At 72.7% G+C, this 19,279-nt stretch carries 19 protein-coding genes; 16 read left to right on the forward strand and 3 right to left on the reverse strand.

Annotation, left to right across the window (positions count from 1 at the left end; translation table 11 throughout):
- Positions 1–2 precede the first annotated feature (2 nt).
- The 5 genes from EWV39_RS12645 to EWV39_RS12665 all read left to right on the forward strand — a co-directional run bounded on the left by EWV39_RS12645 (position 3) and on the right by EWV39_RS12665 (position 5,404).
- The gene (locus EWV39_RS12645) at positions 3–1,190 is read left to right on the forward strand and encodes an acyl-CoA dehydrogenase family protein (protein WP_238148345.1); all 1,188 of its coding nucleotides are present in this window, start codon (positions 3–5) and stop codon (positions 1,188–1,190) included.
- A gap of 225 nt (positions 1,191–1,415) precedes the next feature.
- Complete coding sequence (locus EWV39_RS12650) at positions 1,416–2,957, forward strand: anthranilate synthase component I family protein (RefSeq protein ID WP_129660937.1); 1,542 nt, start codon at positions 1,416–1,418, stop codon at positions 2,955–2,957.
- 190 nt (positions 2,958–3,147) lie between these two features.
- A complete protein-coding gene (locus EWV39_RS12655; protein WP_129660940.1) occupies positions 3,148–3,537 on the forward strand; it encodes a GntR family transcriptional regulator in 390 nt (129 codons plus the stop codon).
- Entirely contained in the window at positions 3,534–4,550 is a 1,017-nt protein-coding gene (locus tag EWV39_RS12660) for an ABC transporter ATP-binding protein (RefSeq protein ID WP_129660943.1), read from the forward strand. Before EWV39_RS12655 ends, EWV39_RS12660 begins: the two co-directional genes overlap by 4 nt.
- Positions 4,547–5,404, forward strand: coding sequence for a hypothetical protein (locus tag EWV39_RS12665; protein WP_129660946.1), 858 nt, complete (start codon positions 4,547–4,549; stop codon positions 5,402–5,404). Before EWV39_RS12660 ends, EWV39_RS12665 begins: the two co-directional genes overlap by 4 nt.
- A 165-nt stretch (positions 5,405–5,569) precedes the next feature.
- On the opposite strand, the gene EWV39_RS13845 is transcribed toward EWV39_RS12665, so the two are convergent.
- The 3 genes from EWV39_RS13845 to EWV39_RS12680 form a co-directional block, all read right to left on the reverse strand.
- Positions 5,570–5,743 (reverse strand): hypothetical protein, encoded by a 174-nt coding sequence (locus EWV39_RS13845; protein WP_165313311.1) that lies wholly within the window; start codon positions 5,741–5,743, stop codon positions 5,570–5,572.
- Between the two features lie 26 nt (positions 5,744–5,769).
- Positions 5,770–6,063, reverse strand: a complete 294-nt coding sequence (locus EWV39_RS12670) for a hypothetical protein (RefSeq protein ID WP_129660949.1) — start codon at positions 6,061–6,063, stop codon at positions 5,770–5,772.
- A gap of 312 nt (positions 6,064–6,375) precedes the next feature.
- Positions 6,376–8,043 (reverse strand): SLC13 family permease, encoded by a 1,668-nt coding sequence (locus tag EWV39_RS12680; protein ID WP_129660954.1) that lies wholly within the window; start codon positions 8,041–8,043, stop codon positions 6,376–6,378.
- A 153-nt stretch (positions 8,044–8,196) separates the two neighbouring features.
- On the opposite strand from EWV39_RS12680, the gene pyrE reads away from it, so the two are divergent.
- The 11 genes from pyrE (at position 8,197) to EWV39_RS12735 (ending at position 19,274) form a co-directional block, all read left to right on the forward strand.
- Entirely contained in the window at positions 8,197–8,781 is a 585-nt protein-coding gene (gene pyrE, locus EWV39_RS12685) for an orotate phosphoribosyltransferase (protein ID WP_129660957.1), read from the forward strand.
- A 77-nt stretch (positions 8,782–8,858) separates the two neighbouring features.
- The gene (locus EWV39_RS12690; RefSeq protein WP_238148357.1) at positions 8,859–9,506 is read left to right on the forward strand and encodes a TrmH family RNA methyltransferase; all 648 of its coding nucleotides are present in this window, start codon (positions 8,859–8,861) and stop codon (positions 9,504–9,506) included.
- Between the two features lie 818 nt (positions 9,507–10,324).
- Positions 10,325–11,350 (forward strand): class II fructose-bisphosphate aldolase, encoded by a 1,026-nt coding sequence (gene fbaA / locus EWV39_RS12695; RefSeq protein ID WP_129660963.1) that lies wholly within the window; start codon positions 10,325–10,327, stop codon positions 11,348–11,350.
- A 357-nt stretch (positions 11,351–11,707) separates the two neighbouring features.
- Positions 11,708–12,130, forward strand: coding sequence for a DUF3151 domain-containing protein (locus EWV39_RS12700; RefSeq protein WP_129660966.1), 423 nt, complete (start codon positions 11,708–11,710; stop codon positions 12,128–12,130).
- A 12-nt stretch (positions 12,131–12,142) separates the two neighbouring features.
- The gene (locus EWV39_RS12705; protein WP_238148346.1) at positions 12,143–12,985 is read left to right on the forward strand and encodes a glycosyltransferase family A protein; all 843 of its coding nucleotides are present in this window, start codon (positions 12,143–12,145) and stop codon (positions 12,983–12,985) included.
- Entirely contained in the window at positions 12,982–13,638 is a 657-nt protein-coding gene (locus tag EWV39_RS12710) for a hypothetical protein (RefSeq protein ID WP_129660969.1), read from the forward strand. Before EWV39_RS12705 ends, EWV39_RS12710 begins: the two co-directional genes overlap by 4 nt.
- Before the next feature lie 103 nt (positions 13,639–13,741).
- Positions 13,742–14,830, forward strand: a complete 1,089-nt coding sequence (gene ald / locus EWV39_RS12715) for an alanine dehydrogenase (protein WP_129660972.1) — start codon at positions 13,742–13,744, stop codon at positions 14,828–14,830.
- A gap of 270 nt (positions 14,831–15,100) precedes the next feature.
- A complete protein-coding gene (locus EWV39_RS12720; protein WP_129660975.1) occupies positions 15,101–15,511 on the forward strand; it encodes a DUF4870 domain-containing protein in 411 nt (136 codons plus the stop codon).
- A gap of 175 nt (positions 15,512–15,686) precedes the next feature.
- Entirely contained in the window at positions 15,687–16,979 is a 1,293-nt protein-coding gene (locus EWV39_RS12725) for an adenylosuccinate synthase (protein WP_129660978.1), read from the forward strand.
- A gap of 55 nt (positions 16,980–17,034) precedes the next feature.
- Positions 17,035–18,015 (forward strand): magnesium and cobalt transport protein CorA, encoded by a 981-nt coding sequence (locus EWV39_RS12730; RefSeq protein ID WP_129660981.1) that lies wholly within the window; start codon positions 17,035–17,037, stop codon positions 18,013–18,015.
- A 32-nt stretch (positions 18,016–18,047) separates the two neighbouring features.
- Entirely contained in the window at positions 18,048–19,274 is a 1,227-nt protein-coding gene (locus EWV39_RS12735) for an acetyl-CoA C-acyltransferase (protein ID WP_129660984.1), read from the forward strand.
- Positions 19,275–19,279: the final 5 nt, after the last annotated feature.

The following is a 19,279-nucleotide window of genomic DNA, read 5'->3' on the forward strand; positions in this document are numbered from 1 at the left end:
GGGTGCCCGAGAACGCCTACGAGCTGACCGAACCGCTGGACACCGACTACCTGGGGGTCCTTCAGGAGGCGAGCGACGCCGACCGCGAGGCCTGGGGGCTCGCCCGGGAGTACGGCCGGCAGATCCTGGCCGGCGCCAACGACGCCTGGCAGCGCGCCGAGTACCCCCTGGAGACCCTGCGCGGGCTGGGGGAGCGGGACCTGCTGACCGACGGGCTGGACATCCCCGGCCGGCGCCGGCTCTCCCCGCTGGGGGCGGGCCTGGTGACCATGGAGCTCTCCCGGTGGGACGGCTCGCTCGGCACGGCGGCCGCGGTCCAGGGCGGGCTGGCGCTGCGCTCGATCGCGCTGTTCGGCTCCCCCGAGCAGCGCGAGCGGTACCTGGTCCCCCTCGCCGAGGCGAGCCTGCTGGGCGCCTTCGCCCTGACCGAGCCGGACCACGGCTCCGACTCGGTGGGGCTCGAGACCTCGGCGGTCCGCGACGGCGACGGGTACGTCATCACCGGCGAGAAGAAGTGGATCGGCAACGGCGCCTCCGGCGGCATCACGGTGGTGTGGGCCCGCTGCGAGGACGGCGGCGTCCGGGGCTTCATCGTGCCGCAGGAGGCCGAGGGGTACCGGGCCGAGGTCATCGAGGGCAAGGCCGCGCTGCGGGCCATCCACCAGGCGAGGATCACGCTCGACGCCGTCCGCGTCCCGGCCGACGCGCTGCTGCCCGGCGCGCAGAGCTTCAAGGAGGTCTCCCGGGCGCTGGTGCAGACCCGGGTGGGCGTCGCGTGGTCCGCGCTGGGCCACGCCGTCGGCGTGTACGAGGCGGCCCTGGCCTACAGCCGGCAGCGGGTCCAGTTCGGCAAGCCGCTGGCGAAGTTCCAGATGGTCCAGGAGCGGCTGGTGAACATGCTCACCGACGTCACCGACATGCAGCTTATGGCCGCCCAGACGGCCCGCCTCCAGGAGCGGGGGCGGCTGCGGGACCAGCAGGCCAGCCTCTTCAAGGTGCACAACACGGTGCGGGCGCGCCGGGTGGCGGCGACCGCGCGGGACATGCTCGGCGGTAACGGCATCCTCCTGGAGAACCACGTGGCCCGGCACATGGCCGACATCGAGGGGATCCACACCTATGAGGGGACCGAGTCCATCCAGACCCTCATCGTGGGAAGGGACGTCACGGGGCAGTCGGCGTTCGCGTGAGGTCCTGCCAGGGCGGGCCCCGCCGGGGCGCCGGGTGGCGGTGCCGAGGTCCCGGGCAGCGGTCCCGAGGCGCCGGACGGCGAGGCCGGGGCCGCGGGCTAGGCGACCCGCCGTCCCCGCAGCCGGGGAGGGCCGGGTGCCCTGACCTAGACTGAGGCGTGCCACAGATCGAGTGCGAGGAGCGCGCATGATGTCCCCTGCCGTCCGCGTCCGGGGCGGCGCGCGGTGACCGGGCCCGCCGTCGTCGTCCGGCGGCTCCGCGTCGACCCCGCGGCCCCGGAGCCGCTCTTCGAGCGCATCGCCGCCGGCGCCGAGTACGCCTACTGGCTGGACTCCTCCTCCGCGCGGGACCGGCGGGGCGGGGCGGCCTCGCGGTACAGCGTGCTGGGCGTCGCGAGCGGGGCCGGGGCCCGGGTGCTGCGCTACGAGACCGCAGGGCTGCCCGAGCCGGTCACGGACGTCCTGGAGCCCGACGCCGGGACGCGGACTCCCCGGCGGGGCTCGGTACTGGAGCTGCTCGCCGAGGAGGCTGGGAAGGGGGAGGCGCCGGGGGCGGATCCGGGCGAGGGCCCGGCGGCGGGCCCGGATGCGGGCACGAGCGACGGCACGGGCCTGACGGCGCCCGAGGGCGCCCCGCCGATCCTGCGGAACCTGCTCGGCGGGTACGTCGGCTACCTCGGATATGAGATGAAGGCCGACCTCGGCTCACCGAACCGGCACCTCAGCCAGACCCCCGACGCCGTGTGGATCCGCGTCAGCCGCTGCGTCGTCCTCGACCACCTGCGCGGCGAGGCGTGGGGCCTCGGCGATGCCGGGTGGCTGGAGGGCCTCGAGGCCCCCGCCTCGTACGCCGGCGGTGCGGCGGGACCTCCGAGCGTGCCGGGGGCGGGCGACGTCGTCCTCCCGACCCCCGACCGCACGGACTACCTCCAGGCGGTCCAGGAGTGCCTGGCCGAGATCTGCGACGGGAACTCCTACGAGATCTGCCTGACCGCCGAGACCTCGGCCCGGCTCGGCGTCGGCCTCTCCTTCGAGGTCGCCTGGGGGCTCTACCGGGCCCAGCGGGCGGCGAACCCCGCGCCCCACGCCGCCTTCCTGTGGTGCGGGGACCACGCGGTGCTCTCCTCCTCCCCGGAGCGCTTCCTCTCGGTGGACGAGGACGGGTGGTGCGAGGCCAAGCCGATCAAGGGGACGGCGCCGCGCTCGCCGGACCCGCGGACCGACGCCGAGCGGGCGGCCGCCCTCGCCGCGGACCCGAAGACCCGGGCCGAGAACCTGATGATCGTGGACCTGATGCGCAACGACCTCTCCCGCGTGTGCGACCCCGCCACGGTCCAGGTGCCGGTGCTGATGGGCGTGGAGTCCTACGCGACCGTGCACCAGCTCGTCTCCACCGTGCGGGGGCGGCTGCGGGCGGGCGCCACCGCGCTGGACGCCGTCGCCTCCTGCTTCCCCGGCGGCTCGATGACCGGCGCGCCCAAGGCCAGGACCATGGAGATCATCGAGCGGCTGGAGGGGCGGGCCCGCGGCGTCTACTCGGGCGCCGTCGGGTACCTGGGGCCGGGCGGGGCAGCCGATCTCTCGATCGTGATCCGCACGGCGGTCCTCTCGACTCCGGCAGCCTCGGAGCCCGACGCCGCCGTGGGCGCGCTGGTGCGCATCGCGGCCGGTGGCGCGATCGTCGCCGACTCGGATCCGCACGAGGAGTACGAGGAGATGCTCGCCAAGCTCCGGGCCCCGCTGCCGCCGGGGTGGCGGCTGGGTTGAAGGGGCGCTGGGCCCCGGCGCCGCGTCGTCGGGGCCCTCTTCGACCCTCGGGGCGTCCATGGCCCGGTCCGTCTGATCACCTCTCCGCCGCGGATTGTCCCCTCCCGACCCTTGACTTCCGCCGAAGTGGTTCTATGGTTAGTTACATAACTAATGAACCACCTAACCGAATCATCTGAAGGGGGTGGCCGTGGACGACTCCAAGCCGATCTTCCAGCAGGTGGCGGAGCGCATCAGCTCCGACATCCTCGCCGGCACGTACGGCGAGGAGGAGCAGGTCCCCTCGACCAACGAGATCGCGCTCTTCCACCGCATCAATCCCGCCACCGCGGGCAAGGGGATCAACACCCTCGTTGCCCGCGGGATCCTCTACAAGCGCCGGGGGATCGGGATGTTCGTCGCCACGGGGGCCCGGGAGATCCTCCTGCGTGAGCGCCAGGACCAGTTCGTGAACGACTACGTCGATCCCCTCGTCACGGAGGCGAGGGCCATCGGATTCACCGCAGAGGACGCCCTCAGGGTGGTGGGTCGCCGTCTAGGCGCCGTCGCCGCGGGCGATCCCCGGAAGGAGCAGTCATGACCGCCGCAACCACGCCCTGGGGCGGGGCCTCGCCCGGCCGCGAGGCCGTCGCCGAGGCGCCCGCGTCCCCCGAGGAGGCGCCCGCCGTCGTCGTCAGGGGCCTCAACCGCCGGTTCGGCAGGGTCGAGGCCCTGCGGGACATCCACCTGGAGCTCGCGCCGAACCGCATCCACGGCCTGGTGGGCCGCAACGGTGCAGGGAAGACGACGCTGCTCTCCACGCTGGTGGGGCAGGTGATCCCCAGCTCGGGCAGCGTCGAGGTCCTCGGCGGCCGCTCGCTGGAGAACCCCGCCGTGCTGTCCCGCACCGTCTACGTCAGGGACCACCAGTGCTACCCGGACGACATGCGCGTGCACCACGTGCTCGGGATCGCCCGGCGCGCCTACCCCCGCTGGGACGAGGGACTCGCCCGGCGGCTGACGGAGGACTTCCGGCTCTCCCCCAGGGCGCGCACCAAGAAGCTCTCCACCGGGCAGCGGACCTCGCTGGGCATCATCGTGGGCCTGGCCTCGCGGGCCGAGCTGACCATCTTCGACGAGCCCTACAGCGGGCTGGATCCGGTGGCCCGCGGCGTCTTCTACGACCGCCTCCTCGAGGACTTCGCCGAGCACCCCCGCACCGTGATCATCTCCACCCACCTGGTGGACGAGATCGCGGACCTCCTCAACGACGTCATCCTCCTCGACGACGGCGCCGTGACCCTCCACGAGTCCCAGGAGCGGGCGCGGGACCGGGCGTACCGGCTCGCCGGCCCGGTGCACGACGTCGAGCGCCTCCTGGAGCGCACCGGCTCGACCGGCCGGGTGAGCCGCCGCCAGAGCGTCGGCTCGATGACGATGGTGGTCGTCGCCGCACCCCTCGACGCCGAGGCGGAGGCCGCCGCGCGCGAGCTGGGCCTCGAGGTCGAGCCGGTCTCGCTGCAGGAGGTGGTCGCCGCGATGGGGACCCTCTCGCCCCTCGGGAGCTCCCCGCGGGACACGGGAGACGCCGCACAGGAAGGAGCCCAGCGATGAGCCAGGCAGCAGCGGAAGACAACAGGACGGTCACGGGCGGTGCCGGCGCCGGCGGTTCCCGGAGGACGGGGGAGGCCCCCGGGGTCGCCGGCACAGGGGGCCTCCCCGACGCCGGGCGCGGCCGCACGATGCTGGCGCTCCGGTACTACCTCACGGTGCCCAGCCGCCTCTACACCGGGCCGGGGATCGTGGTGGTCGTGGCCGCGCTCTCGCTAGCGGTGGGCGCGGTGATCCTCGGGTCCTCGCAGGCGGAGGCGGCCGACGTTTCTAACGGCCTGACCTACAACCAGACGGTGGTCTGGTGGGGGAGCATCGCCCCGCTGGCCATCCTGTGCTCGGCCGTGGGCCAGGGCACGACGGCGATGCTCGGCCTGGGCATGACCCGGCGCAACGTCTGGTGGGGCGCCATCCTCTACGCCCTGGTGGGCTCGGCGCTGACGGCCACCGCGCTCGTGGTGCTGATCGCCCTCGAGCGGCTGACCCACGGCTGGTTCATGGGGCTCTCCGCGATCGACATCATCTACTTCGGGCGGGGGTCGCTCCTGTCGGCGTGGCTGATCGCGCTCGGCACGTTCTTCGGCGCCCAGGTGATCGCGCTGCTCTTCACCGCGATCTACCTCCGGGCCGGGGCGATGGGGCTGACGCTGTCGATCGTCGGCACGGCGGTGCTGCTCGTCGTCGTGATGGGCATCCTGATCTCGGCGTTCAGCCGCTCCGAGCAGGGCGGGGTCTCCGCGCTCCTCACGCTCGGCGAGGGGCTGCCGGGTGGGCTGCTGCCGTGGGCCCTCGGGCTGGCGGTGCTGCTCTCGCTGGCCGGCGGATGGTTGATCTACCGGAGGGCGTCCTTCCGCTGAGGCGGGCGCGGCCCGGCCGGCGGCGTCGCGACCAGGCCGCCGCCGCCCGGGCCGGCCGGCCTGGCTCCGAGCTGGATGTACTGGCGCTGAGCCGGATGTAGGGAGGACGTCCTGAGCCGGAGGCAGGAGGACGCGGCGAGCGGGGCCGGGGCGATCCGGCCCCGCTCACTTCGTCTCGTTCGGGTGCCGGGTGCGGACCTGCTCCAGGTGCACGACGTCGTCCTCCACGTAGAACCAGATGCGGGCGTCCCCGGCCGCCGTCGGCTCGTGCTGCCAGCGCTCGTGCGAGGAGCCCTCGCGGACCACGACCCCCGACTCGCCGCGCAGGCGGTGGTTCACGGGCGTCGTCTTCCGAGGGGTCCTGGTCAGGAAGTCCCACGAGTCCGCGAGGACTCCCCGCCGTCGCGCGGGCGGGTCTCCGGGGTGGCCTCGGACCCGTCGTCCCCGTCCCGTCCCCGATCCAGGCGGTCGCGCCAGCGCAGCACCAGCCACATGATGCCGGCGAGCGCTATGCCGACGACGACGGCGGCCGGCCACCGCCACGCCGTGTCGCCCAGCCCCAGCGCGTGCACAAGGAAGGGGCTGCAGAATCCGCCGATGCCGGCCACGATGAGGGCGGGGGCGTCCCCCGTCGTCATCCGCCGTCGTCTGAGCCTCACCGCTCGGACCTCCCATCGCTCGCAGGTGGTCGATCCACTCTACGGAGCGCGGGGACGCCGATCCATATCGGCGACGAATGTTTCCGCAGGTCGTCGGCGTCTTACGGGGTGGGGCAGGGTCTTCCGGGAGCCGGGAGCCGGGAGCCGGGAGCCGGGAGCCGGGAGCCGGGAGCCGGGAGCCGGGAGCCGGGGCCCAGGGGCCCCGGCGGCGGGCTCGGCCGGCCCGGTCGGTGCCGGTTCCCGGCTGGGCCGGGTCCGACCGGCCTCGCCCTGGTCCAGGGGCTGGTGGGGAGCCCGCCCCGCCCCTGCGGCTCAGAGCGAGATGCTGAAGACCTGCACCGCGATCGTCATGACGGTCGCGGTGATCAGCACGACGAAGATCAGGTTCAGCCAGACCCCGCCCTTGACCATCTGGCCGATGGTCACGTAGCCGGAGCCGTACGCGATGGCGTTGGGCGGCGTCGCCACCGGGAGCATGAAGGCGCACGTGGCGGCGAGGGCGACCGGCACGGCCAGCAGCATCGGGTCGTACCCCATGCCCAGGGCGATGCCGCCCGCGACCGGCAGGAACGTCGCGGCAGTGGCGGTGTTGCTGGTGATCTCGGTCAGGGCCAGCACGCCGGCGGCGACCACCAGGACGATCACGAGCACCGGGATCCCCGCCAGCACCGTCGCGGCCTCGCCGATCCACTCCGAGAGCCCGCTCGAGGTGAACTGGGCCGAGAGCGCGAGGCCGCCGCCGAACAGCAGCAGCACGCCCCAGGGGAGCTTGACGGCGGTCTCCCAGTCGAGCAGCCGCACGCCCTTCGCCGCGCCGGCGGGCAGCAGGAACAGCAGCGCGCCCACGGCCATGGCGATCCCGGCGTCGGAGATCGGCGGGTCCTCGAAGACCAGCGGGATGGTGATCCAGGAGACGGCGGCCAGGACGAAGATCGCGAGCACGCGGATCTCCCCCTGGCTCATCGGCCCGAGCTTGGCGAGCTCGTCCTCGATCAGCCGCTTGCCGCCCGGGATCTCCTTGATCTCCGGCTTGAACAGCACCTTGGTCAGCATGAACCAGCAGACGAAGAGGCCGACCACCGCCAGCGGCATCCCCACGATCATCCACTGGCCGAACCCGATGTCGACGCCGTGCGTGTCCGCCATGTACCCGGCCAGCAGGGTGTTGGGCGGGGTGCCGATGAGCGTCGCCACCGAGCCGATCGACGCCGCGTAGGCGATGCCCAGCATCAGGGCGGTGCCGAAGTTGGACTTCTTGACCGCCTTCTTGGCCTCCTCCGTCACCGCGCCGGGATCGGCGTCCGCCGTCTCCGCGGAGCCGTCCCCGGAACCCCCGGCCGGAGCCTCGTCCGCCGGCGCCCCTGACCCGTCCGCCTCCTCGTTCCCGATCTGCGTGACCAGCACGAGCACGGAGACGCCGATGGGCAGCATCATCACCGCGGTCGCGGTGTTGGAGACCCACATCGAGAGGAAGCCGGTGGCGATCATGAACCCGCCGACCATGGCCGCCGGCTTGGTGCCCATGACCTTCAGGGTCAGCAGGGCGAGGCGGCGGTGCAGGTTCCACCGCTGCATGCCCAGCGCCAGCAGGAAGCCTCCCATGAACAGGAAGATCACGTTGTTGCCGTAGGAGGCGCCGACGTCGTCGAAGCCGACCTCGGCGTTGAAGACCGGGAAGATCACCAGCGGGAGGAGCGCTGTCGCGGGGATGGGGATCGCCTCGGTCATCCACCACAGACCCATCAGGACGGCGGTGGCGGCGGTGAGCCGGGCGGCGTCGGGGGCGTCCGCGGGCATGACGAGGTAGACGATCCCCGCGGCGATCAGCCCGCCGAGGATGCCGATCACGCGCTTGAGGCGCTCCCGGTGCTTCACCTCCTCGGCCTTCTGGCCGTCGGAGCGCCGGATCTCGCCGGTCGACTGCGTCGGCGTCGTCTCGTACTGCCTGAGGTGGTCGCCTGGTATGCGGGGAGTGCTCATGAACTCGTCCTCGGTCATCGGTCGCGGCGTCGGGAGGGTGGCTGAGGGGCGTTTCTGACCATGCTACAGATCACAGGCAAGGGGTGGTCCGGCTCATCCACAGACGGTCCGGAGATGACGCCGGGGGGCGGCGAACGCCCATAGAATGGGCCTATGACTTCCAAGCTTTCTGAAACGCCCTCGCTCGAGGCGGCGCGCGAGCGTCTGCGCGAGCTGATCCTCGAGCTCGCCGTGGTCCGCGGGCGGGTCACGCTGGCCTCCGGCCTCGAGGCCGAGTACTACGTGGACCTGCGCCGGGTGACCCTGCACCATGAGGCCTCGCGCCTGGTGGGGCAGGTCATGCTGGACCTGCTGGACCGCAACGGGGTGCAGTTCCAGGCCGCCGGCGGGCTCACCATGGGGGCCGACCCGGTGGGCGGGGCCATCATGCGCGCCGCGGGGGACCAGGACCGCGCCATCGACACCTTCGTGGTCCGCAAGGCCCAGAAGTCCTACGGGATGGGGCGCCAGGTCGAGGGGCCGGCGGTGGAGGGGCGCGACGTCGTCGTGGTCGAGGACACCTCCACCACCGGCGGCTCGGCGCTCACGGCGGTGGAGGCGCTGCAGAAGGCGGGGGCCAACGTCGTCGCCGTCGCGGTGATCGTGGACCGCGCCACGGGGGCCAAGGAGCGCATCGAGCAGGCGGCCGGCGTGCCCTGCCTGTACGCCTTCTCCAAGTCGGAACTCGGCCTGGACTAGGGGTGGCATCGGGGGAGCACGACGCCGTCCCGGGCCGGGCCGCTGAGGAGCCCGGTTCCGCCGCGGCGCCGGCGGAGGTGCCGACCCGGGAGTCCGACGGCGCCGCGGCGTCCCACGTGGTCGGCGTCGGCCCCTGGGAGGGCCCCTGGCCGGAAGGCGAGCAGTGGGATCCCGAGCTGCTGGAGCACGGGGACCGGCGCAACGTCACCGACGGGTACCGCTACTGGCGGATGGAGGCGATCATCGCCGACCTGGACTCCCGCCGGCACTCCTTCCACGTCGCGATCGAGAACTGGCAGCACGACCTGAACATCGGCTCCGTGGTGCGCACCGCCAACGCCTTCCTGGCGGAGGAGGTGCACATCGTGGGACGCAGGCGGTGGAACCGTCGCGGGGCGATGGTCACCGACCGGTACCAGCACGTGCGGCACCACGAGACCGTGGAGGGCTTCGTCGAGTGGGCCCGCGGCGAGGGGCTCGCGGTGATCGGGATCGACAACTTCCCGGACTCCCGGCGGCTGGAGACCTACGACCTGCCGGAGCGCTGCGTCCTGGTGTTCGGCCAGGAGGGGCCGGGCATCAGCGAGGCCATGAAGGAGGCCGCCCGGGACACGCTCTCGATCGAGCAGTTCGGCTCGACGCGCTCGATCAACGCCTCGGCGGCCGCCGCGGTGGCCATGCACGCGTGGATCCGGCGGCACGTCTTCGGGCAGCGGGCCGGCTAGGCGGCCGGAGGGGCTGGACGGGCCGGACGTGTGGGGCCGGGGTCGCCTCTTCGGGTAGCCGGTCGAATCGTCGTGAGACGCGCGGCCCCATGGCCAGCTGAAGGGGTCAGCTGAAGACGTGGGTGATGGCGGGGTCGTTGTTGGGGGCGGTTGCCGGTAGCCGGGGGCCGGGGGCTTCCTCCGGGGCCGAGGGCTTGCGGCGGCAGAGGCGAGGTATGGGGTGCGCACTACTGGCGTATTTCGGAGCTTTAGCTCCGAAAATTTGCCATGGGTCCTCCCTCAGGCCCTGTTTTGCCTCGTCTCCCCCTCTTGCCGGTCCTTGCCTGTGGCCCGGCCCTCCTGTCTGGCCGGCTCCTGGCCTGCTTCCCCGAGCCTCCCGATCTCGCCGGTCTTCTCCTTGCGTCCCCCTCCACTCTTGCTGGTCCCTCGTCTTGGATTCCCGTATCCAATCCTGTGGATCCCTCGCTTCGCGCTCCCGCCCCTCCCGCTTCACGCGCTGGGTTCATCCCTCTTTTTCGGAGCGAAAGCTCCGAATACCGCTAGTACTGCGCGCGTTATATCTTCGTCGCCGCCTCCGCCGCCGCGCATCCGCGCCCCTCGCCCGCCTCTCTCCGCGGCGCCCTCGCCAGGCCCCATCCCCATTGAATCGTTTGGGTTTCTGTGGTTTTGCGTTCGAAATATCCTGTCAAACCCCTCTTCACCGGGGGTGCTGGTTGTTACACTGAGGGTGATCGGCGATGAGGCGCCCCGGGTGCCCGCGCCGTCAGAAACGAGCGTCGGCCCCGGCGCTCCATAGTTCCCCGTTCCAAGGAGCCAGCATGCCTATTGCCACCCCGGACGTCTACGCGCAGATGCTCGACAGCGCGAAGGAGAAGGGCTTCGCCTACCCGGCCATCAACGTCACCTCCTCGCAGACCCTCAACGCCGCGATCCGCGGCTTCGCCGAGGCTGGCTCCGACGGGATCATCCAGGTCTCCACCGGCGGCTCGGCGTACTGGTCCGGCTCCAGCAAGAAGGACATGGTGGTGGGCTCGCTCGCCTTCGCCGCCTTCGCCCGCGAGGTCGCCAAGCAGTACGACGTCAACATCGCCCTGCACACCGACCACTGCCCGAAGGACAAGCTGGACGGCTTCGTGCTGCCGCTGCTCGAGGAGTCGGAGAAGGCCGTGGCCCGCGGCGAGGACCCGATCTTCAACTCCCACATGTGGGACGGCTCCGCGATCGACCTGGACGAGAACCTGCGCATCGGCGCCGACCTGATCGAGAGGACCGGCAAGGCCCACATCGTGCTCGAGGTCGAGATCGGCGCGGTCGGCGGCGAGGAGGACGGCGTCGTCGGCGAGATCAACGACACCCTCTACACCACCACCGACGACGCGCTGAAGACCCTCGAGGCGCTCGGCAAGAACGGCGAGAAGGGCCGCTACATCACGGCCCTGACCTTCGGCAACGTCCACGGCGTCTACAAGCCGGGCAACGTGCGCCTGCGCCCCGAGCTGCTCGAGCAGATCCAGCGGGAGGCCGGCGAGAAGGTCGGCCAGGACCGTCCGTTCGACCTCGTCTTCCACGGCGGCTCCGGCTCCTCCGCGCAGGAGATCGCCGACGCCGTCTCCTACGGCGTCATCAAGATGAACGTCGACACCGACACCCAGTACGCCTTCACCCGCCCGGTGGCCGGCCACATGTTCGACAACTACGACGGCGTCCTCAAGGTCGACGGCGACGTCGGCAACAAGAAGGCCTACGACCCCCGCGTGTGGGGCGCCAAGGCCGAGGACGGCATGTCGGCCCGCGTGGTCCAGGCCTGCGAGAACCTCGGCTCGGCGGGCACCTCCGTCAAGTAGCCTCCGCGGCGGGAGGCGGCCCGCGCCCCGGCGGCGATGCCCGCCCGGCTCCGCGGGACGCCTCCGGCGGCGCATCGGGCCCCGGCCGATCCTTCGGCCGGGGCCCGATCGCGTCCGTGAGGCTCTTCGCCGTCCCCGCCATCACCCGTGCGTTGGGCCGCGCCGGGGTGTCCGACGCCGGCGGTGCGTCGCGTCGTCCGCGATCGGCGTGCCCTGGCCCCGTCGCGTCCCCGCCCCTGCGCCGCCCTGTCCATTGCTCCTCCGCCGCCCCGTCCGCCGCGAACGCCCGGTGCGGCGCGTCCCGCCGCTGGATAGGGTTGGAGACGAACAAGCCCGCACCGCTTCGAAAGGACCCGCATGTCTCTGGCCGGCAAGAACCTCCTGGACGCACCCGCCCCCACCTACCTCGACGAGGAGCCCGACGTGCTCGCCCGCATCGAGGCCGGCGACGAGGGGGAGGACCTCGCCAAGGCCTTCCCGACCTCCTCGCTGGCCTGGTCGATCCTCGCCGGGGAGGCGCTGGGTGAGGGGCGGCTCGTCGAGGGCTACGCCTACGCCCGGGTCGGCTACCATCGCGGCCTCGACGCCCTGCGCGGGCACGGCTGGAAGGGCCACGGCCCCATCCCGTTCTCCCACGAGCCCAACCGGGGCTTCCTGACCTCCCTCTACCTGCTGGGCCAGGCCGCCGCCGCCATCGGCGAGGAGGAGGAGGCCGTGCGCATCGGGTCGTTCCTCGACGACTCCGATCCTGAGGCCGCCGCGCAGATCGCCGCGCGCTAGGGCGGCGGCCGGGTGCTGCGGGGCGAGCGCGCGGAGGGGATCAGCGTCGTCATCCCCGTCCGCGACGACGCCGAGCATCTCTGGCGCTGCCTCATCGGCCTCTCCCTCCAGCAGCTCCCGCCGGACGAGGTCGTGGTGGTCGACAACGGCTCGCGCGACGGGCTGCACGAGGTCCTCGCCACCGCCCGGCGGCGCTGGGCCCTGCCGCTGCGCGTCGTCAGGGAGCCGCGCGCCGGCGTCGCCTTCGCGGCCGCCGCGGGGTATGACGCCGCCCGCCGCACCCTGATCCTGCGCTGCGACGCCGACAGCTTCCCGCCTCCCGGATGGACGGCCCGCCACGCCGGCCTGCTGCGCGCGGCCGGACCGGCGGCGGTCGCCTCGACCGGGATGGGCCGCTTCCGCCCCGCCCCCCGCTGGCTCGGGGAGGGCGCGTGCCGACTCTACGTCGAGGCGTACCGCCTGGTGGGCGGGCTCGCGCTGGGCCACCCGCCCCTGTGGGGCTCGAACATGGCGATGCGCGCCTCGTGGTGGGATCGGGTGCGGGACGGCGTGCACCGGGTAGCCGACGTCCACGACGACTACGACCTCAGCTTCCTTCTCGCCCCGGGGGAGCGGTTCCTCGTGGACCGCGGCGGCGTCATCGGGGTGTCCTGGCGCGCCGTGGCGATGCCGCGCCGCGTGGTCCGGCAGCTGCGCATGGCGGGGCGGGTCATCCGGCTCCAGTGGCCGCGGCAGCGTCCGTGGGAGCGGCTCGCCGAGCGCGCTGCCCCGCGCCTGGCGCGACTCCGGCCCGGCCGCGCGGCGCCCGTCCCGTCCGGCCGCGCGCCGCACGCCCCTCCCGGAGGCGGCGGATGAGCCCGGCCCGCGGGACGCCGGGCGGCCGCCTGGCCCACGCGGTGGGCTCCAGCGCGTGCTTCAGCGGGATCGTCGCCGCCCTGGTGTACTCGGTCCGCGGCAGCTGGGTGGACGTCGCGGTGCTCCTGCTGGTGGGGCTGGGGCAGGTGCTGGCCTTCCTCGCCTTCAGGACCTGGCCCGCGCGGCTCGAGGCGAGCGCGATCCTCCTGCTCGCCGGCGTCAGCTCCGCCGAGCAGCTCTACGACGCCGTCCCCTGGTGGGACCTGGTGGTCCATCTGTTGGCGACCTATGCCCTCGTCCGGATCCCGTGGAACCTGCGGCTGCGGGCGGGCGCGAGGTGGGCGGCCTCGGCCACCCTCCTGTCGTATCCGCTCTCACGGGCACCGCACCCGCCCTCCAGCCCGTCGCAGGCGGGGCTCGAACGTCCTTCGCGCTCTCCGGCGGAAGCTCCCGCCGCCCCGGCCCTCCCCACCCGCCTGCGCTGGTGCCTCGGTGCGGGCCTGGCGCTTGCCGTGGTCTGGGAGCTCATGGAGTTCCTCGGGTTCCTGCTGGTCACACCGGAGATCCACATCCCGCCGCTGGACACCGTCACGGACATCCTGGCGGGCCTGCTGGGCGCGGCCCTGTGCGCCCTCAGGACCCGTCCCGCCTGAGGCCGTGTCCCCTTCGACCTCCGCCGCCCGGCGGACCATAATGGGAGATGCCGGTCACAATGGCGTGGCCGGTGTCCCCAGCTTCGACCAGGAAGGGCGGAACATGCTCATCGGGGTGCCCACGGAGATCAAGCCGAACGAACGCAGGGTCGGGCTGACTCCCGACAGCGTCCACGCCCTCGCCGACGCCGGGCACGAGGTGCTGGTGCAGCGGGGAGCGGGCGAGGGGACCGGCTTCGGCGACGCCGAGTACAAGGACGCCGGCGCCCGGCTCACCGGGGTCGAGGAGGTCTGGGACGCCGCCGAGCTGGTGGTGAAGGTCAAGGAGCCCATCGAGTCCGAGTTCGGGCGCTTCCGCGAGGACCTGACCCTCTTCGCCTACCTCCACCTCGCCGCCGCGCGCCCGCTGACCGAGGCGCTGCTGGAGACCCGGATGCGATCCATCGCCTACGAGACCGTCCGGGAGGGCCGCGCACTGCCCCTGCTCGCCCCGATGTCCGAGATCGCCGGGAGGCTCGCCGCCCAGGCGGCGGCCCGCTACAGCATGGTCACCGAAGGAGGCCCCGGGATCCTGATCGGCGGGGCGCCGGGCGTGGCCTCGGCGCGGGTCGTGGTGCTCGGGGGCGGCGTCGTCGGGACCCAGGCGGCGCAGCTGGCGCTGGGCCTGCGGGCGGAGGTGAGCGTTCTCGACGCCTCGATGGCCCGGGTCCGCGAGCTGACCCAGATGTTCGGCACCAGCGCCAGGGTGCTGGCGAGCAACCCCCGCACCGTGGAGCGGGAGCTGGAGGAGGCCGACGTCGTCATCGGCTCGGTCCTGGTGCCCGGCGCCCGCGCGCCCAAGCTGGTGCGGCGCGAGCACCTCGCCCGGATGAAGCCGGGGTCGCTGCTGATCGACGTCGCGATCGACCAGGGCGGCTGCTTCGAGACCTCGCACCCCACCGGCTACGACGACCCCGTCTTCGAGGTCGAGGGCATCCGGCACTACTGCGTGACCAACATGCCCGGCGCGGTGCCCCGTACGGCCACGACGTCGCTCAACAACGCGACCCTGCCGTACGTGCAGCGCCTGGCCTCGGGGGTCGACGCCGCGCTGGAGGCCTCCGAGGGCCTGGCCGCCGGCGCGAACACCGAGGGCGGTCTCATCACGTCTCCCGGCGTCGCCGCCGCGTACGAGGATCTGCCGAGCCGCTGAGCGGGCTCTGAGCGGCTGGCCGGGTCCGGACCCTGATCTTGGTTCTGGCCCGGGCCCTGACTCGGTTCTGGCTCGGACCCTGACCTGGTTCTGGTCGGCGCCCTGGCCCGGGCCGATCGGTCGGCGGGAGGGAGATGGCGCTGATCTCCCCTGATCAGCGCCGTTTCGCCGTGCCCTCGTGGGCCGCCGCCCCGTAGACTGGAGGAGAAGGGGCCGACCCTCCGCGGATCGGCGGGGGCCCCGGGACCGGAGCCAGACCGAGGAGGGCCGATGAGCACCGAACCCAGGACGATGGACGCCTACGGGAACCAGATCCCGCCGGACGCCCGGACCATGGCGCTGCTGTCCCACCTCTCCTCGCTGGTCTCGCTGGTGATCTCGATCGGCTCGCTGAGCTTCCTCGGCCCGCTGATCTTCTGGTTCATCTACAAGGACAAGCCGGGCTACGGATTCGTCCGCGTCTGCTCGGCGCAGGCCTTCAACTTCAACTTCACCATGTGGATCGTCAACATCGCGGCGGGACTCCTCGCGATCGTGACCCTGGGCTTCGGGCTCATCATCGCCGGGCCGATCTGGGCGGTGACCAGCATCCTGGTGCTCATCTTCCACATCATCGGCGCGGTGAAGGCCAACAACGGCGAGGTCTACCGCTACCCCCTGCAGACGCGCATCCTCTCCTGATCCGCACGGACCCGTGCCGGGGCCGGACCCGCGCCGGCCGGGTGCCGCCACCCCGCCCCGGCGCCGGCTCGCCACGCTGCGCCGCCCGGGCGCCCGCCCCGGCGACCGGGTATCCTGGGACACGGTGCCCCCGGCAACCCGACGGGCACAGTGTCTTGAGGAGTGATAGTTCCACATGCCAGCAATCGTGATCGTAGGCGCCCAGTGGGGCGATGAGGGCAAGGGCAAGGCGACCGATCTGCTCGGCGGCCGCGTCGACTACGTGGTCAAGCCCAACGGCGGCAACAACGCCGGCCACACGGTCGTCGTCGGCGGCGAGAAGTTCGAGCTCAAGCTGCTCCCGGCCGGCATCCTCAGCGAGAACGCGGTGCCCGTGATCGGCAACGGCGTCGTGGTCAACCCCGAGGCGCTGTTCGCCGAGATCGACGGCCTCGAGGCCCGCGGCGCGGACACCTCCCGGCTGCGCATCTCCGCCAACGCCCACCTGGTGGCGCCCTTCCACCAGACCATGGACAAGGTCACCGAGCGCTTCCTGGGCAAGCGCGCCATCGGCACCACCGGGCGCGGCATCGGGCCCGCCTACATGGACAAGATCGGCCGCCTCGGCATCCGGGTGCAGGACATCCTGGACGAGTCGATCCTGCGGCAGAAGGTCGAGGGATCGCTCCGGCAGAAGAACGAGCTGCTGGTCAAGGTCTACAACCGCCGGCACGTGGAGGTCGAGGAGATCGTCGAGTACTTCCTCTCCTACGCCGAGCGGCTGCGGCCCATGATCGTGGACTCCACCCTGCTGCTCAACGACGCCCTGGACGAGGGGAAGACCCTGCTGATGGAGGGCGGCCAGGCCACCTTCCTCGACGTCGACCACGGCACCTACCCCTTCGTGACCTCCTCGAACCCGACCGCAGGCGGCGCCTCGGTCGGCTCGGGCGTGGGACCCACCCGCATCTCCCGGGTCATCGGCATCCAGAAGGCCTACACGACCCGCGTGGGCGCAGGCCCCTTCCCCACCGAGCTCTTCGACGAGTGGGGTGAGTACCTGCAGAGGACCGGCGGCGAGTTCGGCGTGAACACCGGCCGTCCGCGCCGCTGCGGCTGGTACGACGCCGTCCTGGCCCGCCAGGCCGTGCGCATCAACGGCTTCACCGACCTGTTCCTGACCAAGCTGGACGTGCTGACCGGCATCGAGCGGATACCCGTCTGCGTGGCCTACGACGTCGACGGCGTCCGCCACGACGAGATCCCCATGACCCAGACCGACTTCCACCACGCGCAGCCGATCTACGAGTACTTCGACGGCTGGACCGAGGACATCTCGCAGGCCACCTCGCTGGAGGAGCTGCCGGAGAACGCTCGGCGCTACGTCGAGAGCCTCGAGCGGCTCTCGAACTGCCGGATCTCCGCCATCGGCGTCGGGCCCGGGCGCGAGAACACGATCGTGGTGCGGGACCTCATCGAGGACGAGTAGGCCCGCCGGCTCCGCCCCGCCACCCCTCGTCCCGCCCCGACCCCTGGAGCCCCCCATGCCCTTCCTCCTCAACGCGGTCTCCGACGCCGAGGGCCACTACCGCGACCTCGACTCCCCGGAGAGCGCCCTCGAGGAGCTCGACGCCGGCCGGGACCGCACGGTCTGCCTCGTCGCCCAGGAGCCCACGGAGGAGGAGATGCGAGCCTGCGCCCGGCGGTTCGAGCTGCATGCCCTGGCCCTCGAGGACACCGCCCACTGGCGTCAGCGCCCCAAGCTGGAGCGCTACGGCCAGACGCTCTTCGTGGTCCTGCGACCGGCCCGGTACGACCAGGACGCCGAGCGCATGGAGTTCGGGGAGATCCATGCCTTCCTCGGCCCGGACTTCTTCATCGTGTTCACCGAGCACCCGGCCGGGTCCGACCGGGTCGTCCACTGGATGCGGCGCGCCTTCAAGCGCCGCAACCTCGAGCCCCAGAACCCCCAGACCCTGCTGTACTTCCTCCTCGACGGCGTCGTGGACGAGTACGAGCCCATCCTCGAGGCGCTCGACGAGGACCTGGACGAGGTCGAGGAGCAGCTGTTCACCGGGCAGAACGCCTCGCAGCGGATCTACGAGATGTTCAACGAGGTGGTGAAGTTCCAGCGGGCGGCGCGCCCCCTGGGGCACATGCTCGAGCTGCTCATGCGCGGTGGCGGGAAGTACGGGGTCTCCGAGGAGCTGCACCGGTACTTCCGCGACGTCCGCGACCACGTGACCCGCGACGTCGAGCACCTGGACTCCCTGCGCAGCGCGCTGCAGAACGCCCTGACCATCGAGGCGACGCTGGTGGGGCAGCGGCAGAACGACGCGATGAAGAAGCTCTCCGGCTGGGCGGCGGTGCTGATCGCGCCGACGATCATCGCGGGGATCTACGGCATGAACTTCGAGGACATGCCGGAGCTGGGCTGGCACTTCGGCTACATCTTCGCGATCGGGCTGATGGTCGCCACGAGCTTCGGGCTGTGGGCGGTGTTCCGGATCAAGAAGTGGCTGTGATCCGCCGCCCCTGTGCCCCTCGATAGGATGAGATGCAGAGCACATCAGTCGAGGATCGCAGGGAGGATCGGGTGCAGCAGCTGAACGACGTCGTCGTCCTCGCCGGGGCGCGGACCCCGCAGGGCAGGATCATGGGGCAGCTGGCCCCGCTGAGCGCCGTGGAGCTCGGCGCCCACGCCATCGCCGCGGCGCTGCGCCGGGCCGGCGTGGACCCCGGTCTCGTGGACCAGGTCCTCATGGGGCAGGTGGTCCAGGCCGGGTGCGGGCAGAACCCCGCCAAGCAGGCCGCGCTGGGCGCCGGCATCCCGCGGACGGCCCCCGCCACCACCCTCAACAAGGTGTGCCTGTCCGGGCTCGCCGCGGTGAACGAGGCCGCGCGGGCGATCCGGCTCGGGGACGCCGCGGTGGCGGTGGCCGGCGGCCAGGAGTCGATGTCCGGGGCGCCGCACCTGGCCCCCGGCGTCCGGGCCGGCAGGACCTACGGAGACCTGCGGCTGCTCGACGCCGTGGCCCGCGACGGCCTGACCGACGCGGCGGACGGCCGGAGCATGGGCGAGATCACCGACGCGGACAACGCCGCCCGGGGGATCGGGCGCGCGGCGCAGGACGAGCTGGCCGCCGCCTCGCACCGGCGTGCCGGGGCGGCCGCGGCCGCGGGGCTCTTCGACGAGGAGATCGCTCCGCTCGAGGTGCCGCAGCGCCGGGGCGGTCCGCTGATGGTCTCCGCCGACGAGGGGATCCGCCCCGACTCCACGCCCGAGGCCCTGGCGGGGCTGCGCCCCGCCTTCACCGAGGGCGGGACCATCACCGCCGGCAACTCCTCGCCGCTCTCCGACGGCGCGGCCGCGCTGGTGCTCGCCTCGAAGGACTACGCCGAGCGGCGCGGGCTGCCGTGGCTCGCCGAGGTCGGGGCCGCTGGGCAGACCGCGGGGCCCGACGCCTCGCTGCACTCCCAGCCCTCGCGGGCGACCGCGGCGGCCCTGCGGCGGGCCGGATGGGCGGCGTCGGACCTGGACCTGTGGGAGGTCAACGAGGCCTTCGCCTCCGTGCCCTACCAGTCCGCGCGGGACCTGGGCGTGTCCGCCGAGCGGGTCAACGTCCACGGCGGGGCCATCGCCCTGGGGCATCCGATCGGGGCCTCGGGGGCCCGCCTGGCGTTGCACGCGGCGCTGGAGCTCTCCCGCCGCGGGCGGGGCCGGGCGGCGGTGTCCCTGTGCGGGGGCGGCGGCCAGGGGGAGGCCCTGCTGCTGTCCCGGTGAGGGAC

The sequence above is a fragment of the Rothia halotolerans genome (assembly GCF_004136635.1).
GTDB lineage: Bacteria > Actinomycetota > Actinomycetes > Actinomycetales > Micrococcaceae > Rothia > Rothia halotolerans.